Origin of the sequence: Deinococcus depolymerans (assembly GCF_039522025.1) — a bacterium.
Taxonomy (GTDB): Bacteria; Deinococcota; Deinococci; order Deinococcales; family Deinococcaceae; genus Deinococcus; species Deinococcus depolymerans.
Genome location: NZ_BAAADB010000008.1, coordinates 121167 through 137309 on the forward strand (window position 1 = coordinate 121167; position 16143 = coordinate 137309).

The 16143-nt window shown below is 69.5% G+C and carries 18 protein-coding genes and 1 pseudogene; 4 read left to right on the forward strand and 15 right to left on the reverse strand.

The features are described 5' to 3' along the window. Positions 1-51: 51 nt before the first annotated feature. Complete coding sequence (gene secA / locus ABDZ66_RS05810) at positions 52-2661, reverse strand: preprotein translocase subunit SecA (RefSeq protein WP_343757095.1); 2610 nt, start codon at positions 2659-2661, stop codon at positions 52-54. 155 nt (positions 2662-2816) lie between these two features. On the opposite strand from secA, the gene ABDZ66_RS05815 reads away from it, so the two are divergent. Further along, a complete protein-coding gene (locus ABDZ66_RS05815; protein ID WP_343757097.1) occupies positions 2817-3281 on the forward strand; it encodes a hypothetical protein in 465 nt (154 codons plus the stop codon). Positions 3282-3312: 31 nt separating this feature from the next. On the opposite strand, the gene ABDZ66_RS05820 is transcribed toward ABDZ66_RS05815, so the two are convergent. The 3 genes from ABDZ66_RS05820 to ppgK are packed head-to-tail and all read right to left on the reverse strand — an operon-like array spanning position 3313 to position 6156. Then, positions 3313-4485, reverse strand: coding sequence for an amidohydrolase family protein (locus tag ABDZ66_RS05820; protein WP_343757099.1), 1173 nt, complete (start codon positions 4483-4485; stop codon positions 3313-3315). A 41-nt stretch (positions 4486-4526) separates the two neighbouring features. Beyond that, a complete protein-coding gene (locus ABDZ66_RS05825) occupies positions 4527-5261 on the reverse strand; it encodes a sporulation protein (RefSeq protein ID WP_343757101.1) in 735 nt (244 codons plus the stop codon). Between the two features lie 55 nt (positions 5262-5316). Next, positions 5317-6156 carry a polyphosphate--glucose phosphotransferase gene (gene ppgK / locus ABDZ66_RS05830; protein ID WP_343757103.1) on the reverse strand — a complete coding sequence of 280 codons (840 nt, stop codon included), beginning with the start codon at positions 6154-6156 and terminating at the stop codon, positions 5317-5319. Between the two features lie 104 nt (positions 6157-6260). Here ppgK and ABDZ66_RS05835 point away from each other — a divergent pair, with 104 nt between their 5' ends. Together ABDZ66_RS05835 and ABDZ66_RS05840 are read left to right on the forward strand one after the other, a co-directional pair. Beyond that, positions 6261-6878, forward strand: coding sequence for a TetR/AcrR family transcriptional regulator (locus ABDZ66_RS05835; protein ID WP_343757105.1), 618 nt, complete (start codon positions 6261-6263; stop codon positions 6876-6878). A 210-nt stretch (positions 6879-7088) separates the two neighbouring features. Further along, positions 7089-8585 carry a 2-phosphoglycerate kinase gene (locus tag ABDZ66_RS05840; protein ID WP_343757107.1) on the forward strand — a complete coding sequence of 499 codons (1497 nt, stop codon included), beginning with the start codon at positions 7089-7091 and terminating at the stop codon, positions 8583-8585. Positions 8586-8622: 37 nt separating this feature from the next. Here the strand turns inward: ABDZ66_RS05840 and ABDZ66_RS05845 are convergent, their stop codons facing one another. From ABDZ66_RS05845 to ABDZ66_RS05865, 5 genes are all read right to left on the reverse strand, one after another. Continuing rightward, positions 8623-9039 carry an organic hydroperoxide resistance protein gene (locus tag ABDZ66_RS05845; RefSeq protein ID WP_343757109.1) on the reverse strand — a complete coding sequence of 139 codons (417 nt, stop codon included), beginning with the start codon at positions 9037-9039 and terminating at the stop codon, positions 8623-8625. Between the two features lie 66 nt (positions 9040-9105). Beyond that, the gene (locus ABDZ66_RS05850; RefSeq protein ID WP_343757111.1) at positions 9106-9960 is read right to left on the reverse strand and encodes a hypothetical protein; all 855 of its coding nucleotides are present in this window, start codon (positions 9958-9960) and stop codon (positions 9106-9108) included. A gap of 368 nt (positions 9961-10328) precedes the next feature. After that, on the reverse strand, positions 10329-10976 hold the full coding sequence (gene pdxH / locus ABDZ66_RS05855; RefSeq protein WP_343757113.1) for a pyridoxamine 5'-phosphate oxidase: 648 nt from the start codon (positions 10974-10976) through the stop codon (positions 10329-10331). Next, positions 10973-11815 (reverse strand): DNA-formamidopyrimidine glycosylase, encoded by an 843-nt coding sequence (locus ABDZ66_RS05860; RefSeq protein ID WP_343757115.1) that lies wholly within the window; start codon positions 11813-11815, stop codon positions 10973-10975. The genes pdxH and ABDZ66_RS05860 overlap by 4 nt, the downstream gene beginning before the upstream one ends. A gap of 58 nt (positions 11816-11873) precedes the next feature. Further along, positions 11874-12344, reverse strand: a complete 471-nt coding sequence (locus tag ABDZ66_RS05865; RefSeq protein WP_343757117.1) for a hypothetical protein — start codon at positions 12342-12344, stop codon at positions 11874-11876. Positions 12345-12384: 40 nt separating this feature from the next. Between ABDZ66_RS05865 and ABDZ66_RS05870 the strand changes: the two genes are divergently transcribed. Then, the gene (locus tag ABDZ66_RS05870; protein WP_343757119.1) at positions 12385-13017 is read left to right on the forward strand and encodes a pyroglutamyl-peptidase I; all 633 of its coding nucleotides are present in this window, start codon (positions 12385-12387) and stop codon (positions 13015-13017) included. Between the two features lie 150 nt (positions 13018-13167). Here ABDZ66_RS05870 and ABDZ66_RS05875 read toward each other — a convergent pair whose 3' ends face one another. The 6 genes and pseudogenes from ABDZ66_RS05875 to ABDZ66_RS17270 form a co-directional block, all read right to left on the reverse strand. Continuing rightward, positions 13168-13464, reverse strand: coding sequence for a hypothetical protein (locus tag ABDZ66_RS05875; RefSeq protein ID WP_099749888.1), 297 nt, complete (start codon positions 13462-13464; stop codon positions 13168-13170). A gap of 1 nt (position 13465) precedes the next feature. After that, the gene (locus ABDZ66_RS05880; RefSeq protein ID WP_343757123.1) at positions 13466-13882 is read right to left on the reverse strand and encodes a hypothetical protein; all 417 of its coding nucleotides are present in this window, start codon (positions 13880-13882) and stop codon (positions 13466-13468) included. Between the two features lie 11 nt (positions 13883-13893). Beyond that, positions 13894-14382: a hypothetical protein gene (locus tag ABDZ66_RS05885; RefSeq protein ID WP_343757124.1), complete on the reverse strand. Its 489-nt coding sequence runs from the start codon at positions 14380-14382 to the stop codon at positions 13894-13896. A gap of 161 nt (positions 14383-14543) precedes the next feature. Then, positions 14544-15057 (reverse strand): annotated as a pseudogene (gene deoC / locus ABDZ66_RS05890) (deoxyribose-phosphate aldolase); the annotation flags it as partial. Between the two features lie 179 nt (positions 15058-15236). Beyond that, on the reverse strand, positions 15237-15701 hold the full coding sequence (locus ABDZ66_RS05895; protein WP_343757126.1) for an SMI1/KNR4 family protein: 465 nt from the start codon (positions 15699-15701) through the stop codon (positions 15237-15239). Between the two features lie 10 nt (positions 15702-15711). Next, entirely contained in the window at positions 15712-16017 is a 306-nt protein-coding gene (locus ABDZ66_RS17270) for an HNH endonuclease (RefSeq protein ID WP_425544407.1), read from the reverse strand. Positions 16018-16143: the final 126 nt, after the last annotated feature.

Here is a 16143-nt window from a genome sequence, read left to right on the forward strand (position 1 = left end):
TGCGCGCCCTGAATCTCCCCACCGCATAAGCGCGAGTGGGACGGCCAAAACTCAGCCTGCTTGCCCGAACTGCATTCGGAAGATGAACTTGGTGACGTCGGTTTTGAGGTTGTCGATCATCTCGTTGAACATGTTGGTGGCTTCGAACTTGTATTCGGTGAAGGGGTCGCGCTGGCCGTAGCCGCGCAGGCCGATGCCCTGTCGCAGGACGTCCATGTTGTGCAGGTGTTCTTTCCAGTGCTGGTCGACGACCTGCAGCAGCACGTAGCGGGCGAGGCTGATGAGCATGGTCTCGCCGAGTTCCTCGCGGCGGGCGTCGTGGGCGTCCGCGACGGCTTTGAGCAGGGTGTCCTGCGCGTCGGCGGGGCTCATGCTGCGCAGCGCCTCGAAGTCGAAGGCGTCGAGCTGGGGGATCGCGTCGAGTACGGCGGCGCGCAGGCCGTCGATGTCCCAGGTTTCGTGGTTGGCGTCGGCGGGCAGATGCGTGGCGAGTTGCATGTCCACGAAGTCGGCGATCATGCCCTCGGTGCTCTCTTCGACGTCGCTGTCCGGTCCGAGCAGCACCTCGCGGCGCTGGGCGTAGATGGTGTCGCGCTGTTTGCTCATGACGTTGTCGAATTCCAGCAGTTGTTTGCGGGTGCTGAAGTTACGGTCCTCGACGCGCGCCTGGGCTTTCTCGATGGCGCCGGTGACCATCTTGGCTTCGATGGGCTGGCTGTCGTCCATGCCGAGGCGGTCCATCATGGCGATCACGCGGTCGTTGGCGAACAGGCGCATCAGGTCGTCCTCGAACGACACGTAGAAGCGGCTGCTGCCGGGGTCGCCCTGGCGTCCGGCGCGGCCGCGCAGCTGGTTGTCGATGCGGCGGCTCTCGTGGCGTTCGGTGCCGATGATGTGCAGGCCGCCGAGTTCCTTGACGCGTTCGCGGTCGGCGAGAATGTCGGCCTGCACCTGCAGGGCCTGCCGGGCGAATTCCTCGGTCATGCCGGGGATCTGCATGCCGGCCTGCACGGCGTTCTCGTCCTGGCGGCTGACGGCCTTGATGAAGGCTTCGGCTTCCGGGGTGAAGCGGCTGATGCCGAAGTTCTGCTCGATGGCCTCGCCGAGGATGAATTCGGCGTTCCCGCCGAGCATGATGTCGGTGCCGCGTCCGGCCATGTTGGTGGCGATGGTGACGGTGCCCGAGCGTCCGGCCTGCGCGATGATGCTGGCTTCCTGCGCCTCGAATTTGGCGTTCAGGACGCTGTGTTTCACGCCGGCCTGCGTGAGGAGGCCGCTGAGCTGCTCGCTGGTGACGATGCTGGCCGTGCCGATCAGGACGGGGCGGCCGGTGGCGTGCATCTCGGCGACTTCCTGCACGACGGCGTTGTACTTGCCCAGGCGGGTGCGGTACACGAGGTCCTCGGCGTCCTTGCGCAGGATGGGTTTGTTGGTGGGGATGACGAGCACGTCGCTGCCGTAGATGTCGAGGAATTCCTTCTCCTCGGTCTTGGCGGTGCCGGTCATGCCGGAGAACTTGTTGTACAGGCGGAAGAAGTTCTGGTAGGTGATGGTCGCGAGCGTCTGGTTCTCGTTCTCGATCTTCACGCCTTCTTTCGCCTCGATGGCCTGGTGGAGGCCCTCGCCGTAGCGGCGGCCGGGCATGGAGCGGCCGGTGAATTCGTCGACGATGACGACCTCGCCCTCGGCGTTCACGATGTAGTCCTTCTCGCGCTGGTACAGTTCGCGGGCGCGGATGGCCTGGGTGATCATGTGGGCCTTGTCCATGTTCTCGGGGCTGTACAGGTCGCTGAGGGACAGCAGGCGTTCGATCTTGCTGATGCCGCCCTCGGTCAGGTGGACCTGCTTGGCCTTCTCGTCGATGGTGTAGTCGCCGGTGGGTTCGGTGCGCACGCCGGGTTCGGCGGGTTCGCCCTTCTGGAGGCGGCGGATCAGTTTGGCGTACACGTAGTACAGGTCGGTGGCCTTCTCGGCGGCGCCGCTGATGATCAGGGGCGTGCGGGCCTCGTCGATCAGGATGGAGTCCACCTCGTCCACGATGGCGAAGTTCAGGGGGTGTTCGGCGCGCAGCGAGAGGGCCTCGCGGCTCTGGGCCATGTTGTCGCGCAGGTAGTCGAAGCCCAGTTCGCTGTTCGTGACGTAGGTGATGTCGCAGGCGTACGCGGCCTGCTTCTGCGCGGGTTGCAGTTCGCGGCTGGCGAGGCCGACGGTCAGGCCGAGGGTGCGGTACAGCAGGCTCATTTCTTCCATGCCGACCCGCGCGAGGTAGTCGTTGGAGGTCACGAGGTGCGCGCCGCGTCCTTCCAGGGCGTTCAGGGCGAGGGCGAGGGTGGCGACCAGGGTCTTGCCTTCGCCGGTGCGCATCTCGGCGATGCGGCCCTTGTGCAGGGCGTAGCCGCCGATGAGCTGCACGTCGTAGTGGCGTTTGCCGATGGAGCGCCGGCCGGCCTCGCGGATCAGCGCGAAGGCGGGGATGACCACGTCGTCCAGGGTCTCGCCGCCCTCCTGAACGCGGCGGCGCAGGTCCATGAAGGCTGCGGCGAGATCTTCCACTTTCATGGTTTCTTCTTCCAGCGCGTTGACGGGCTGCACGATCGTCTTCACGATCTGCGCCACGTCGCGCTGGTTGTTATCGAATAATTTGTTCAGGACACGGAACATGACAAGCGAGTATAACGCGCGGCGCGGCCCGCACACGTTCGGATTTCAGTGAGGCGCACATAAGCAACTTGAGCCGCAAGCGCTCAGACAGCATGAACGCACGCTCCAGGGGCGGCAGAGCACCGGTCCTCATGTGCGCCCCGTATGCTCCGCTCATGATCCCGCGCGCCCTGCCTGCCGCCCTGCTGCTTTCCCTCCTGCTGGCCTCCTGCGCACCCGTGGCGTCCATGCTGGCCTCCCGCGACGGGGCGGGTCCGCCGCCCCGTCAGGCCGGCCCCCTCACGGTCGGTGACACCTGGACCGTGAGCGGTCCCATCGACGGGCGCAGCGTCACCACCACCGTCAATGTCACGGACCTCGTGGACGTGCCGGGCGGCACCGCCAGCGTCAGCGAGCGGGACCGGCTGGAGGCCTTCGCGGCCGGCCGCGTGGGCTACGGCGTGGCGAGGTACGACCCGGACCGCCGGTACGTGACATTCACCTGGGTGGGTGAGGGCGACGCCACGTACACCTGCGAGGTCACGTCCCCGCTGGGCCTGCCCTACCAGGGCCGCCTGACCATGCAGCGCGGCGGACAGACCGTCGCCACCGGAACCTGCGAGGCCAGCGTCCGCCAGTAACCCGGTGCCGGCCGGTCCATTCCACGCCGCGTCAGCCCCAGCGGTACGTCTCGTGCCAGGCGTCCCCGCGGCGGATGAACGGGGCGCGGCTGCCCAGCACGCGGTGACCGCCCTTGACGGCGGCGCGCACGATCACGCGCGGGTCCAGGGTCGGGTGCAGGGTGCGCGCGAACGCGACCTCCTCGCGCACGTCGAGGGTCTCGCCGCTGGCGACGGAATCGGTGCCCAGCGCGACCTCCACCCCGGCCGCCGCGAAGGCCGCCCAGGGGAACACGCCGCACTGCAGGTGGTGGTTGCTGCGCGGGCAGGTCACGACGGCGCTGCCCGCGCGGGCCACGCGGGCGATGTCGTCGGACGTGACGTTCACCATGTGGACCAGGGTGGGTCTGGCACTCAGTACGCCCAGCTCGTCCAGGTACCGTACGGGCGTCAGGCCCGGTTCCGGCGCGCGGCCGATGACGTCCGCGAAGGTGTCGGGGTAGAACGCCGCCAGCCGGTTGTCCCAGATGGGACCGCCGCCGCGCGTGTACAGGTCGTGCTCGGCGGGGTGCTCGGCCACGTGGATCTGCACGGGCAGGCCCTCGCCGGCGGCGTAGTCGCACAGCAGGCGCATCAGGCGGTGGCTGACGGTGTGCGGCGTGTGCGGGGACAGGCCCACGCGCGGCCCGCCGGGGCGTTCCAGGCGGCGCCAGCGTTCGAGGCGCTCGCGGACGGTGCGGAAGATGTCGTCCGCCCTGTCCGGGAAGGTGCCCAGCGCCTCGTAGTACAGGACGCCGCCCAGGTCCTCGCGGGCCAGCAGGGCGTCCATGACCTCGGGGGCGTGCATGTACACGATGTCACCCACGCCGCCCGCGCCCAGGTCGCGCAGGGTGTCCGCGCCGCGCAGGGCGGCGTCCACGCTGCGTTTCTCGCGTTGCGCGACGACCACCTCGGGAATCCAGCGGAAGTACGGCAGGGCCGTGAACGCGTACGTGCTCATGTCCAGGTGCGTGTGGGCATTCACGGGGGGCGGCGCGATCACGGCCCCGGCGTGTTCCTCGCGGGCGTGCGGGTACGCGGCGCGCAGCGCGTCCGGGTGCCCGGTGGCGGCGACGGTGCCGCCCACCACGACCACGCCGCCCGGCGACTGCGCGCCCCCCATGCCCGTGAACAGCAGGTCGCAGGTGAGCAGGCGGGGCAGGTGCGGGTCAGGCAGGTCCGTCATGGGCGGCATGCTACGCCGCGCAGGGCCTGCCGTCAGGGGGGTCACAGCAGCGCGCGGATGCGGGCCTCGAGTTCACGGGCAACGGCGTCCGGTCCCTGCGCCAGCGCGGGCGCGCCCAGGTGCCAGCGCCCGCGCTGCTCGAACTCGCTGGTGAACAGGCTGGCCACGCCGGTCGCGCGGCGGTCCACTTCCAGGATCACGTCCAGTCCGCCGCCCGTGTGGAACAGCATCATCTCGATCTCGGCCACGCGGTACTGGCCGTGCGGGGGGCGGAAGGCGAGTTCCTGCGCGACGCGGCCGTGGTGGTGTTCGGTCTCGCTGCCGCTCAGGGTGAAGCCCAGGCGCTGCGCGGCCAGGATCAGCGTTTCCGCCTCGCGGCTCGGCAGGATCTGCAGGTGGTCCTGATCGCCGGGGTCGGCCGCCCCGGCGATGTCGGCGTCCGTGGCGAGCCACACCTGCGTGCCGGGCAGCGACAGCGGCGTGTCGAGCGGGACGTTCAGGCTGAACGGGAACTCGCGGGTCTCGCCGGGACGCAGGTCGAAGGCCGGCACGACCGCCTGCCGGGTCAGCTGGTGCGTGACGTGGGTGTCCTCGTGCCGGTAGCGGGTGGCGAGGCCCAGGTTGATGCGTTCGATGCGCTGCTCGACGCTGCCGCCCTGCACGACCAGCACGCCGGTCAGGGTGTCCCCGGCGCGCAGGCTGGGGTTGTTCACGCGGGCGTCGACCTTCGCGCCGCCCACACCGATGGCGGCCATCATCTTCTTCAGGAATCCCATGCGGCCCGGTACGGGTCCCTGCGGCGCGGGGTTCCCGGCGGATGTCCCTGGGGCGTCAGGCTTTCTTGCGGGCCGGGGTCTTGCGGGCGGGGGTCTTGCGGGGCGGGGTCGGGCGGGCGGGTTCCGGTGACGTGGTCGTCTCGCCGGCCGGTGTCGCGTCGTGGGCGGCCATCATGGCGGCCCCGATGATCCCGGCCTCGTTCAGCAGGGTGGCGGGCACGACGCGGCCGCGCCCGACTTTCAGGTGTTCCTGCCACTTTTCGGCCTTCTTGCTGACGCCGCCCCCGATGATGAACAGGTCCGGGCTGAACAGCAGTTCCAGGTGTTGCAGGTAGGAGCTGACCCGCTTGCTCCACTGTTTCCAGTTCAGGTCGTCCAGTTCGCGGGCCCGGTCGGACGCCCAGCTCTCGGCGTGCTTGTCGCGCAGCCACAGGTGCCCGAGTTCCGTGTTGGGGATCAGCACGCCGTCGTGGATCAGGGCGCTGCCGATGCCGGTGCCGAAGGTCAGGACCATCACGGTGCCCTGCACGCCCCGCCCGGCCCCGAAGCGCGCCTCGGCCAGTCCGGCGGCGTCGGCGTCGTTGATCAGGTGCACGTCGTGGCCGGTCGCCTCGCTGAACAGCGCGTCGGCGTCCAGGCCCACCCAGTCCGGGTGGACGTTCGCGGCCGACAGCGTGTGGCCGCGCTGCACGATGCCCGGGAAGGTCACGCCGACCGCTCCTGGCAGTCCGAAGTGAGTGACGAGTTCCGCCACGACCTTCTTCACGTCCTCCGGCGCGGCGCCTTCCGGGGTGGGAATGCGCCGCCGCTCTCCGACCAGCTGGCCGGTGCGGGTGTCCACGGGTGCGCCCTTGATGCCGCTGCCGCCGATGTCGATGCCCAGGATCACGCTCATGCGGCCCAGCGTACCGCAGTTCCCGGCCGGCCCGGGCGCATCCCCCCGCCACCACAATTGAACGGGGTGTAATTTTGAACCCGTGGCAGTATCCTGTGCGGATCATGGATTCCACCTCGCTGCGCGAACGCCAGAAGGAGCGCCGCCGCGCCCGCATCTACACCGTCGCCATTGACCTGTTCAAACGGGGTGGCTTCCAGACCACGACCGCCACCGACATCGCCAAGGCCAGCAACGTCTCGCGCGGCACCTTCTTCAACTACTACCCGTACAAGGAAGCGGTGCTGCTGGACTACGGCAGCGAGGTCATGAACCGCCTGCGCGACCACGCCGAGGCCCGCCTGCACGACGGCGCCGCGCCCCTGACGGTGCTGTACGAGGTCTGGGACCGCCTGGCCGACGAGAACACCCGCGAACGCGACCTGTTCCCCCCGCTGGCGTACGAGGTCATGAACCCCAACCCCGAGCGCGCCCGCACCGCGTACCAGGCGCTGCCGCTGAGCAAGGTCATCGAACTGATCCTGCGGCCCATGCATCAGGCCGGCATGATGCGCACCGACCTGAGCCTGCAGCGCATCAGCAACCTGATCGCCGACACGTACCTGATGGTCGCGCTGCGCTGGAGCGCCTACGGCACCGAGCGTCCCCTGCAGGAGGAGATGCGCCTGGCGCTGAGCCTGCTGCTGGAAGGGGCCGTGAAACGCGAGCCGCCCCGCCCCTGAACGCCGGACGCGCGGCCCGGAGTGTGCCGCGCGATACACTGCGGCGCATGAAGGCCCTCCTCCCCTCCCCCCGGGCAGGCCGCGCGTGACACGGGGTCCGTCTGTTTCGCCCCGCCCGCGGCGCACGCCAGCGCCACGCCCGGACACCGTCTTCCCGCCCGCCCGCCGGGGCGCCTCCGTCCGGGCCGTGCGGCGCGCGCCGGGGGGCGCATGAGTCACCCGGAACTGCGGATCGGTACGGTCCGGCACGCCTTCCCGTTCAGCCGGGGCCTGCTGGCCGAATCGCTCGTGAATGCCGGCGCTGACACCGCGGTGGCCGCCGCCGCCTCCCGCCGCATCGAGCAGCAGCTGAGGCTGGCGCGGCGCACGCTGGTCAGTCCCGGCGAACTGCAGGCCCTGATGGTCGAGGTCGCGCGGGACCTGGCCGGCCCGGAGATCGCGGACGCCGCCGCGCAGCAGACGCCGGCCTTCGTGGACATCCTGGTCATCGCCAAGAAGGGCGACCTGCCGTTCAGCCGGGGCGTGCTGGCCCGCACGCTGGAAGACGCCGGGCTGTCCGGCAAGGACGCCTACGCCACGGCCAGCAACGTGGACGTCCGGCTGCGCCGCCAGGGCGTGCGGCGCCTGAGCGCCGAGGAGATCGACCGGCTGACCGAGGACACCCTGGCCGACCAGTACGGCGAGCACCTGCGGCTCACCTACCGGTACCTGCAGCACAACCGCGGGAAGCTCGGCGTGATCAGCGGGAGCAGCGCCGTACCCAGTCCGTTCAGCAAGGGCATCCTGGTGCAGTCCATGCTGGCGGCCGGGGTGCCGCCGGACGTGGCCCGCAAGGTCGCGCGCGTCACGCAGCGGGACCTGCGCGGCACCGAGGACCGCCTGGTCCGGCGCGCCGCGATCCGCGCGAAGGTCGAGGCGCTGCTGCGCGACGAGGTCGGCCCGGACGTCAGCGCCCGCTACCGGCTGCTGCGCGTCATCCGGCGGCCGCCGCGCCCCGTGATCGTGCTGCTGGGCGGGGTCAGCGGGACCGGCAAGAGCTTCCTGGCGGCCGAGATCGCCTACCGCCTGGGCATCACGCGCGTGGTCAGCACCGATTCCATCCGGGAAGTCATGCGGGCCATGGTGTCCCCCGCGCTGCTGCCCACCCTGCACGCCAGCACCTTCAGCGCCTGGGAGGCGCTGCTGCCGCCCGGCACGCCACGCCCGGAACACCCCACGCGGGAGACGCTGATCGCCGGGTTCCGCGATCAGGTGCAGCAGGTCAGCGTGGGCCTGAGTGCCGTGGTGCAGCGCAGCGTTCAGGAGGGCACCAGTCTGGTGCTCGAGGGCGTTCATCTGGTGCCCGGTTACCTGCAGGCCGAATCGTTCGCGGGGGCGCTGGTCGTGCCGATGCTCGTCACGCTGCCCGACGCCGAGGAGCACCGCCGGCACTTCGAGAGCCGCAACGAGGAGACCGGCGCGAGCCGGCCCCTGCACCGCTACATGCAGTACTTCCGGGAGATCCGCGACATGCAGGACGAACTGGAGGCGCTGGCCCTCACCTACGACGTGCCGCTGCTCGACGGCCTGACCCTCGACGAGAGCGCCGAGCAGGCCGTGGACGTGGTGCTGCGCCGCGTGATGGTGGCCCTGACCCCGGCCGAGCGCCGCGCCCTGCTCGGCGACGATGCCGAGGACCTGTACGTGGCCAACCGCGAACGCAGCTGAACGCGGCCGCCCGGGAACGGCCGCGCCCCCGGCGGGCTCAGCGGACGCTGAGGCGCACGTCCACGTTGCCGCGCGTGGCCACGCTGTACGGGCAGACCTCGTGCGCGGCGTGCATCAGCGCCAGGGCCTGCTCGTCGGTCAGGCCGGGAAAGTGGCCCTCGAGTTCCACGTCGAGCGCGAAGGCCAGACCGGACTTCTGCAGGCCCACGCGGGCCGTGACGGTGCTGTCGTCGCTCAGGGCGATCTTGGCGCGGCGGGCGGCGACCCCCAGGGCTCCCTGGAAGCACGCGGCGTACCCGGCGGCGAACAGCTGCTCGGGGTTGGTGCCGGGACCGTCGTCGCCGCCGATGCCGGCGGGCACGCTGAGGTTCAGGTCGAGGCGGCCATCGCTGCTGCGGGTGGTGCCGGAACGGCCGCCCGTGGCGGTGGCTTCTGCGGTGTAGAGGTTGCTCACGCGGGCCAGCATGCAACGGAAAGCCCCATCCGGATGGCAAGGAGGCCCACAGAGCGGCGGGGGTCCCTACCAGACCTGCACGCGCACGTAGGCGCGGTCGGCGTAGCCCTCGTGGCCGGGGCGCAGGGGACGCACGTACGGAAAGTGCGTGACGAGCAGCGGATCGCTGCGCAGCAGGTCCTGCAGGCGGCGTTCACTGGCGGCCAGGGTGCCCAGGACGGCCGGGTACCCGCCGGTGGCGAGACTGACCTCGCGCGGGCCCGGCGGCAGGCGGTGGACGCGCAGGTGGATGTCCGGGACGGACTCCCCGTTGATCAGGCCGTACCCGAGCGGACCGGTGGTGTTCGCGAGGGAGGCGTGCGCGACGAGCAGCGGCGCGATGATCGCCTGCGCCGGGTCGTTCGCCTGAAGTTGCGCGTGCGTGATGCGGCCCGCGCCGCGCGCCAGCATGGCCTGCACGACCAGCGCGCGGGCCTGCGCGGCGGCCGTCAGGGACGGCAGGCTGCCCGGCAGGCCACCCTGCGCGCCGCTCAGGCCGGGCTCGTCCCACAGCGCCCCGACCTGCCCGACCTGCCAGACCTCGCGGCGGACGCTGCTGACGGCCGCGAACGCGAAACCCACCTGCAGGCGTTCGCCGCCGCTCAGGGCGTGGCGGAGCGCGAGGTTCAGCGCAGCGCTCAGGTGGTCGGTGGCGGCGCGCAGGGTCGCGTCCGGGGGCAGGTCGCGCAGGGCCGCCAGCCCGACCGTCGCGGCGAAGCGGGCGGGGGGCAGACCGCGCGGCTGCGTGCCGCCGGAAGTCGCGCCGAAACTCAGGCCGGCGACCAGGGCGACGTGGTACGGCGTGACCAGCAGCAGGTCCGCGCCCTGTTCCGGCGGGCCCGCGCGGGAGCGGACGCTGGATTCCATCACGCTCAGGGCCATGCGGGCATTTTATGAGACTTCATGTGAAATTTTCGTGGTTCCCGGGGGATGCCCCCACTGGGCGTATCCGCGCCACCCGGCGCGTCATACGGACTCCGATGGAATGGCTTACAAAGCCGTTCAATCCGAGCGAAGCGACTCGGAGAGCTGCTCCGCAGAGGAGGAGCAAAGCGGGTTCCGGACGTGGAGTTGACAGATCGGTGGTGTTCCGATCTGTGAACGAAACAAACGGCAGTCCGTATCATACGGACTGCCGTCTGTTCCGCCGAAAATCCGGAACCCGTCCCGCTCCTCCCCGCTCAGCGGCGCAGCTCTGACAGTCCGCTCGGAGGGAACGGTTCTCGCGAGCCATTCCATCGGAGTCCGGATCAGGGTGCGAGCCGGTCGATCTGCCAGCCGCCGGCCTCCCGGCGCGCGTACCGGAAACGGTCGTGCAGGCGGCTCTCGCGGCCCTGCCAGAACTCCCACTCCTGCACCTGCACGCGGAAGCCACCCCAGAAGGCCGGGCGGGGAATCACGGTGCCCGGCGGGTAACGGGCGTCCAGCGCCGCGAAGGCCGCGTCGAGCGCGGCGCGGTCCCGGATGGGCGCGCTCTGCGGGTCGCTGGCGTGCGCGGCCAGCTGCGACTCGCGCGGGCGGGCGTGAAAGTACGCGTCGCTCTCGGCGTCCGGCACGCGCGTCACGGGGCCATAGGCGCGCACCTGCCGTTCATGCTCGGCCCAGTGGAACAGCAGTTCCGCCTGCGGGTTGGCACCCAGGTCGCGGCCCTTGTGCGACCCGTAGTTGGTGTAGAAGGTCAGGCCGCGTTCGTCCGCGCCGCGCAGCAGCACGGTGCGCACGCCCGGCCGCCCGGCCGCGTCGGCAGTGGCGAGGCTCAGCGCGTACGGTTCGCGCAGGCCCGCATCGATGGCCTCCTGCAGCCACCCCCGGAACTGCGCCAGCGGGTCGGGGTTCAGGTCCGCGCGGCGCAGTTCGGCGCGGGTGTACGACAGTCTCAGTCCGGTCAGGTCGGTCACGCGCGTTTTCCTCCTTCCGGGTGGCGCAGCGGCTGGCACTGCGGGCAGTGGTGCGTGCCGCGCTGGGCCAGCACGGTCTTCTCGATGGTGGTCCCGCAGCGCGGGCAGGGCTCGCCGCCCCGCCCGTACACGGCGTGCGAGTGCTGGAACAGCCCGGACAGGCCGTCATGCTGCCGGTAGTTGCCGGCGCCGCTGCCCAGGCTGCTGCCGCCCGCCTCGACGGCGCGGCCCATCACGTCCCGCACCGCCGCGTACAGCCGCGCGGCCTCCTGGCGCGTCAGGTGCGACTGCGCCGGGTGCAGGCCCGCCTGCCACAGGCTCTCGTCGGCGTAGATGTTCCCCACGCCACTCACGGGTTTCTGCGACAGCAGCCAGGGTTTCACGGCGCCCGCCTGCGCGGCCAGCGCCGCGAACTCCTCCTCCCGGAAGTCCTCCGAGAGCGGCTCCGGGCCCATCGCGGCCAGGGTCGGCATGCCGGCGTACTCGCCGGGCCGCACGACCGCCATCTTCCCGAAGCGCCGGGGATCGTCGAAGAACAGGTCGCCGCCGTCCGTGCGGATCGTGACGCGCGTGTGCCGCCCGCCCTCCAGCCGGAACCCGCCGGTCATGCCCAGATGCACGATGAACTCCAGGTCGTGCGGCCCGTCTCCGTCGTGCGACGCGAGGTTCAGCATCAGGTACTTCCCGCGCCGCGAGAGGCCCGTCACGCGCCGCCCGACCGCGAGGTGCGTGTCGCGGTACTTGTGCGGCGCGTCGTGCTCGACGTGCAGGATCGTCCGGCCGCGCAGCAGCGGCTCGATCTTGCGGCGCGTGGTTTCCACTTCCGGCAGTTCAGGCATACGCCCGAGCATAGGCCGCGCCGCCCGGCGGAACTGCGGTGTTCGTTTCAGGGCGTCCTTACGGGAAGTACACCTGCTCGGCCCGCAGGACGCGGGTGCCGTTCAGGTGCAGCGCCACGACCCGCTCGCTGAACGGCCAGCAGCCCTGCGGCGCAAAGCCCTTCCAGGCGGACACGAACGTCTCCAGCGGCACGGCCTGCACGCCGTCCGGGCGGTCCAGGCACGAGAGCGCGAACACGGTGCGGGCGTCGGTCTTCAGGGTCCGCAGCAGGGGACTGACGTTCCGGACGTACATCCCACCCGGGTTCGCCTCGAAGTACGCCTGCGCGGACGGGTAGTCACCGAGCGCCACGACGCGGCGGGCGTCGGCGTCGGTGTCCGAGAACACGTCCACGTAATCCAGGGTCAGGGTGGCGACGCGTCCCTGCACCTGCACGCCCCGCAGCACGGCGTACTGCGTGGTCGTGGCGGCCAGGGCGGACGGGGTCAGCATGGCCGCCAGGAGCGGCAGGGCAGGCAGCAGACGCATGCGTCCAGCGTACCCCGTCCGGGGCGCTACGCTACGCGGCATGACCACGCTGCTCCTGACCGGTTTCGAGCCGTTCCACACGCATCCCGTCAACCCGAGCGCCGAGGCGGCCCGGGCGCTGGACGGCACGCAGGCAGGCAACCTGCGGGTCGTGTCGGCGCTGCTGCCGGTCGAGCCGCACGCCGCGTGCGCGCGCCTGACGGAACTGCTGGACACCCGGCGCCCGGCCGCCGTCCTGCTGACCGGACTGGCGAGCGGGCGGCCGCAGGTGACGCTGGAACGCGTGGCCGTGAACGTCATGGACTTCCGCATTCCCGACAATGCCGGGCAGCAGCACCGGGACGTGCCGGTGCAGCCGGGCGGCCCGGACGCGTACCTGAGCACCCTGCCGCTGCGGGCCGTGCTGGCCGCATGGCACGGGGCGGGCATTCCCGGTCAGCTGAGCGACACGGCCGGAACGTTCGTGTGCAACGCGGTCATGTACCACGCGCTGCACACCCTGCGCGCCCTGGGCCGCCCGGACGTGCCGTGCGGGTTCCTGCACCTGCCCGCCAGCGCCGGGGTCGCCCTGGCCGAGGCGAAAGCCGTGCCGTACCTCCCGCAGGCGGAACTGACCCGCGCGGTCGAGGTGGCTGCCCGGACCGTGGCGGCGTCGGTCAGCGGCGAGGCGTAGAGCAGTTCTCCGAATTACGGCATCAGAACAACAGCATTCTGATGCCTCCATTCTCCGTCCTGCTCGGCAACATTCACTCGCTCCGCTCGGCCATAAAGAAGGCATCTTTATGGCAAATGCTCTAGACAGCCGCAGCGCCACTCCCGCCGCCTACGGGAACGGGGCGCGGCCCGGCTGCCAGCCCCCCGCCTCGCCGCCCGCCCAGTGGCACTCTCCGGCGGGTTTCGCGGCCAGGGCGGCCTTCACGGCGTCCAGCGGCACGCGCCGGGCGAAGCGGGTGCGGGCGTGCCACGCGGCCAGCGCGGCGTCCGGCTGGGCGGGGCGCAGGCCGCGCAGGGCGGCGGCGGCGCGGTTGACCGCCAGATCGAACAGGGCGGGCGGCACGGCGCCGTTCCCGTGCGTGCCGTCCGGGGTGGGGTCGGTCAGGAAGGGCCGGTCGGCGGGCATGTCAGGCGAGGCGGGGCTGCGCGCCGAGGCGGCGGATCTGCGCGGCGCGGCTGCCGGTCAGCGAGGCGTTCAGGCGAATCAGCGCGGCGACGGTCATGGGCGGCTCACCGCCCGCCGCGTCGGGGTCGGCGGTGGCCACCGTGAGATTCAGCATGTGGGCGGGCAGGGCCTGCGCGGCACGGACCTCCCAGTCGCCCAGGCGGGACAGGCCCGCGTCGTCCGGGGGGGCGGGCGTGCCCGTGGCGGCGGCAATCCGGATCCACAGGTCGCGCTTGGAGGCACTCAGGTGCGCGGCGATGGCCGCCACGCGCGGGTGAGGCTGGCCCTGCACGCTGTCCAGCGCGGTCAGCAGGCCAGTCTCGGGGTCGTGGTTGGCGCGGTCCAGCAGGTCCGCGAGGGTGTCGGGCGTGTCGGTCATGGGATGGGTCCTCAGGGCAGGCGGAAGGTGTCGCCGTCACGGGTCAGGCGGCCCAGGTCCAGCAGGCGGGCCGTGACCGCGCGGGCCTGCTCGTCGGTCAGGGGACTGGCAGCCCGCAGGTCATCCAGCGTGAACCGCCCACCCTTGCGGTGCGCGAGACGGTACACCATCCGCTCCTGAATGTCCGTGCGCGGCGTCCCCGACTGCCGACGCGAGAAGGCCCACCACACCAGCGCACCCACCAGCAACCCGACCAGCAGCGCGACCGGAATCAGCTGCGCGGCCAGCGCCGGGTCGCCCACCTGCTGCCCCAGCGCCTGCAACTGCGCCTGCCCCTGCGCGACCTGCTCGGGCGTGCCGCTTTCACGCAGGCGGCGCAGCGCCCCACGCGCCCGCAGGTACGCCATGACGCCCCCCAGATCCCCCCGCACGAAAAAGGCGCTGTAGGCGATCAGGGCAGCCGAGAGGCCCGCAATGAGCGAGAGAGCGGTTTTGATCACGTTCACCCCCCCATGCTAGTGCAGAGGCCAGCGCCACCGCTGTCGGGCAGGGCACCATACCGGAAGACAGCAGGCAGCCTTCCCCTGACCCGGAGCCTCCCCACAACAACTCAGCGCGCAGACAGGTCATTCATGAAACAGACTTCAGTGCCACGAAAACGGCGCACGTCGTCCAGCGTCGCCCCGCCCGTGCCGAAGCCCGTACTCGTCTTCACGAACTCCGCCCCGGCCCGCACCACCGCCGCCGTCGCCTCCCGCTTCTGCTCATCGGTCAGGAAGCACGTTAGGGTGGTCACCTTCAGCACCGCGTCCGGAATCGCGCGGCGCACCGCGCGCACATCCGCCTCCACCGCGTCCCACTCATTCGCCAGTGCCGCGCCGATGTGAATCACCCTCTCCACCTCGTCCGCACCCGCCTCCACACTCAGGCGGGCCTCCAGAGCCTTCTGCTCGCTGCTCACCGCACCCAGCGGGAACCCACACACCGCCCCACCACCTTCACGTCCGACCCCGCCAGTTCCCCCTTCACCAGCCCAATGAACACCGGATTCAGGCACACCGCGAAGAACGAATGTTCACGCGCCCCGGCGCACAAGTTCACGATGTCCGCGCGGGTGGCGGTAGGCTTCAGGAGGGTATGGGGGTGGACGAAGACAGCTTCACGCCCCCCAGAATACCCCCCCCAGCCTAAGAAAGATTGACCCGAAAGGCGGAGAGGGAAGGATGGAGGCCAGTTGCGAGAAGGTGAGGTGGCCATGGCCTGGCCGTAGTCGTTGCCAAAGCAAAGAATCCGCCGTGTGGCGGACCCTTAGAGAGGATTGGAAATTGACGGGTGATAATTAGGGATGACCGTCCTATTCAAAATCCTCTTCAGGAAATTCCTCTAGCTTGGTCAAAAATTCTAAGATGCTGGAGGCTATTGGAATGGGCTTGCTTCGAGTATCATTGTACCAAGCATAAACACTTAGATCAGTGCTGTTAATCCGAATCAGTAGAATGTTTCCACCACCATCGCGAGCTATAGGAAAAAATTCTACCTCTTTAAATAACGACTGTTTTATCTTAAGTGCACTCTCAGCATCAGAATCCCCATTTCCTAAATTTAAAAAGTTGTTCACAGTAAAATCATTATTGTCTCCGTATTGATAATAATCCTTTTCGGGGTGTCCTCCGTTAAGAGCGATATACAAATCTCTCCACTGTGGGTTTCTGATGCCAATTTCATCAGCCAAATTGTCAACCACACTGGAAGGTAGTAAATCAGCCTTGCTTCTTCCCGATACCTTGTTGGTTTCCAAAGCCTTTTCGATCTGGTTCATAACCTACTCCTTATTTTCTACAAGGTGCACCGGCAGGGATGGCCCACTTCGCATATCCACCTTTCCCATCAGGGTGGTATGTTTTCCAGTCGCCCCAGTGATCATCGCTTGGGACCAGCTGCATCTTTCCCGGTTCGTCACTGTGATGCCAAGTCCACCCTGTCGGCGTTTCTCTCCCACCTGTCCTAGATACTGCATTTTTCACACCGGGAATTAGTTCTTCCATCTCAGCGGCAAATTTCGGATCAGCTTTAAGAGCTGCATCAAGCGCAGCATTTGATCTATTGAAATGAACGCTATCACTCCTCCCCCACACGCTGGTAGTTGGCTGGAACTATGCCCGACACCACTGAAATGGGAGCGTCCGGGGCCTATCCCCGGACGTGTCAAAAGAGCTCCCACTCGAGAGTTTCGTCTGTCAGAACCCCGCCTGTCCAGCCCA

Coding starts and splice junctions, on each gene's coding strand:
- secA (WP_343757095.1), bottom strand. CDS start 2,661: ATGTTCCGTGTCCTGAACAAATTATTCGATAACAACCAGCGCGACGTG.
- ABDZ66_RS05815 (WP_343757097.1), top strand. CDS start 2,817: ATGATCCCGCGCGCCCTGCCTGCCGCCCTGCTGCTTTCCCTCCTGCTG.
- ABDZ66_RS05820 (WP_343757099.1), bottom strand. CDS start 4,485: ATGACGGACCTGCCTGACCCGCACCTGCCCCGCCTGCTCACCTGCGAC.
- ABDZ66_RS05825 (WP_343757101.1), bottom strand. CDS start 5,261: ATGGGATTCCTGAAGAAGATGATGGCCGCCATCGGTGTGGGCGGCGCG.
- ppgK (WP_343757103.1), bottom strand. CDS start 6,156: ATGAGCGTGATCCTGGGCATCGACATCGGCGGCAGCGGCATCAAGGGC.
- ABDZ66_RS05835 (WP_343757105.1), top strand. CDS start 6,261: ATGGATTCCACCTCGCTGCGCGAACGCCAGAAGGAGCGCCGCCGCGCC.
- ABDZ66_RS05840 (WP_343757107.1), top strand. CDS start 7,089: ATGAGTCACCCGGAACTGCGGATCGGTACGGTCCGGCACGCCTTCCCG.
- ABDZ66_RS05850 (WP_343757111.1), bottom strand. CDS start 9,960: ATGGCCCTGAGCGTGATGGAATCCAGCGTCCGCTCCCGCGCGGGCCCG.
- ABDZ66_RS05860 (WP_343757115.1), bottom strand. CDS start 11,815: ATGCCTGAACTGCCGGAAGTGGAAACCACGCGCCGCAAGATCGAGCCG.
- ABDZ66_RS05865 (WP_343757117.1), bottom strand. CDS start 12,344: ATGCGTCTGCTGCCTGCCCTGCCGCTCCTGGCGGCCATGCTGACCCCG.
- ABDZ66_RS05870 (WP_343757119.1), top strand. CDS start 12,385: ATGACCACGCTGCTCCTGACCGGTTTCGAGCCGTTCCACACGCATCCC.
- ABDZ66_RS05875 (WP_099749888.1), bottom strand. CDS start 13,464: ATGCCCGCCGACCGGCCCTTCCTGACCGACCCCACCCCGGACGGCACG.
- ABDZ66_RS05880 (WP_343757123.1), bottom strand. CDS start 13,882: ATGACCGACACGCCCGACACCCTCGCGGACCTGCTGGACCGCGCCAAC.
- ABDZ66_RS05895 (WP_343757126.1), bottom strand. CDS start 15,701: ATGAACCAGATCGAAAAGGCTTTGGAAACCAACAAGGTATCGGGAAGA.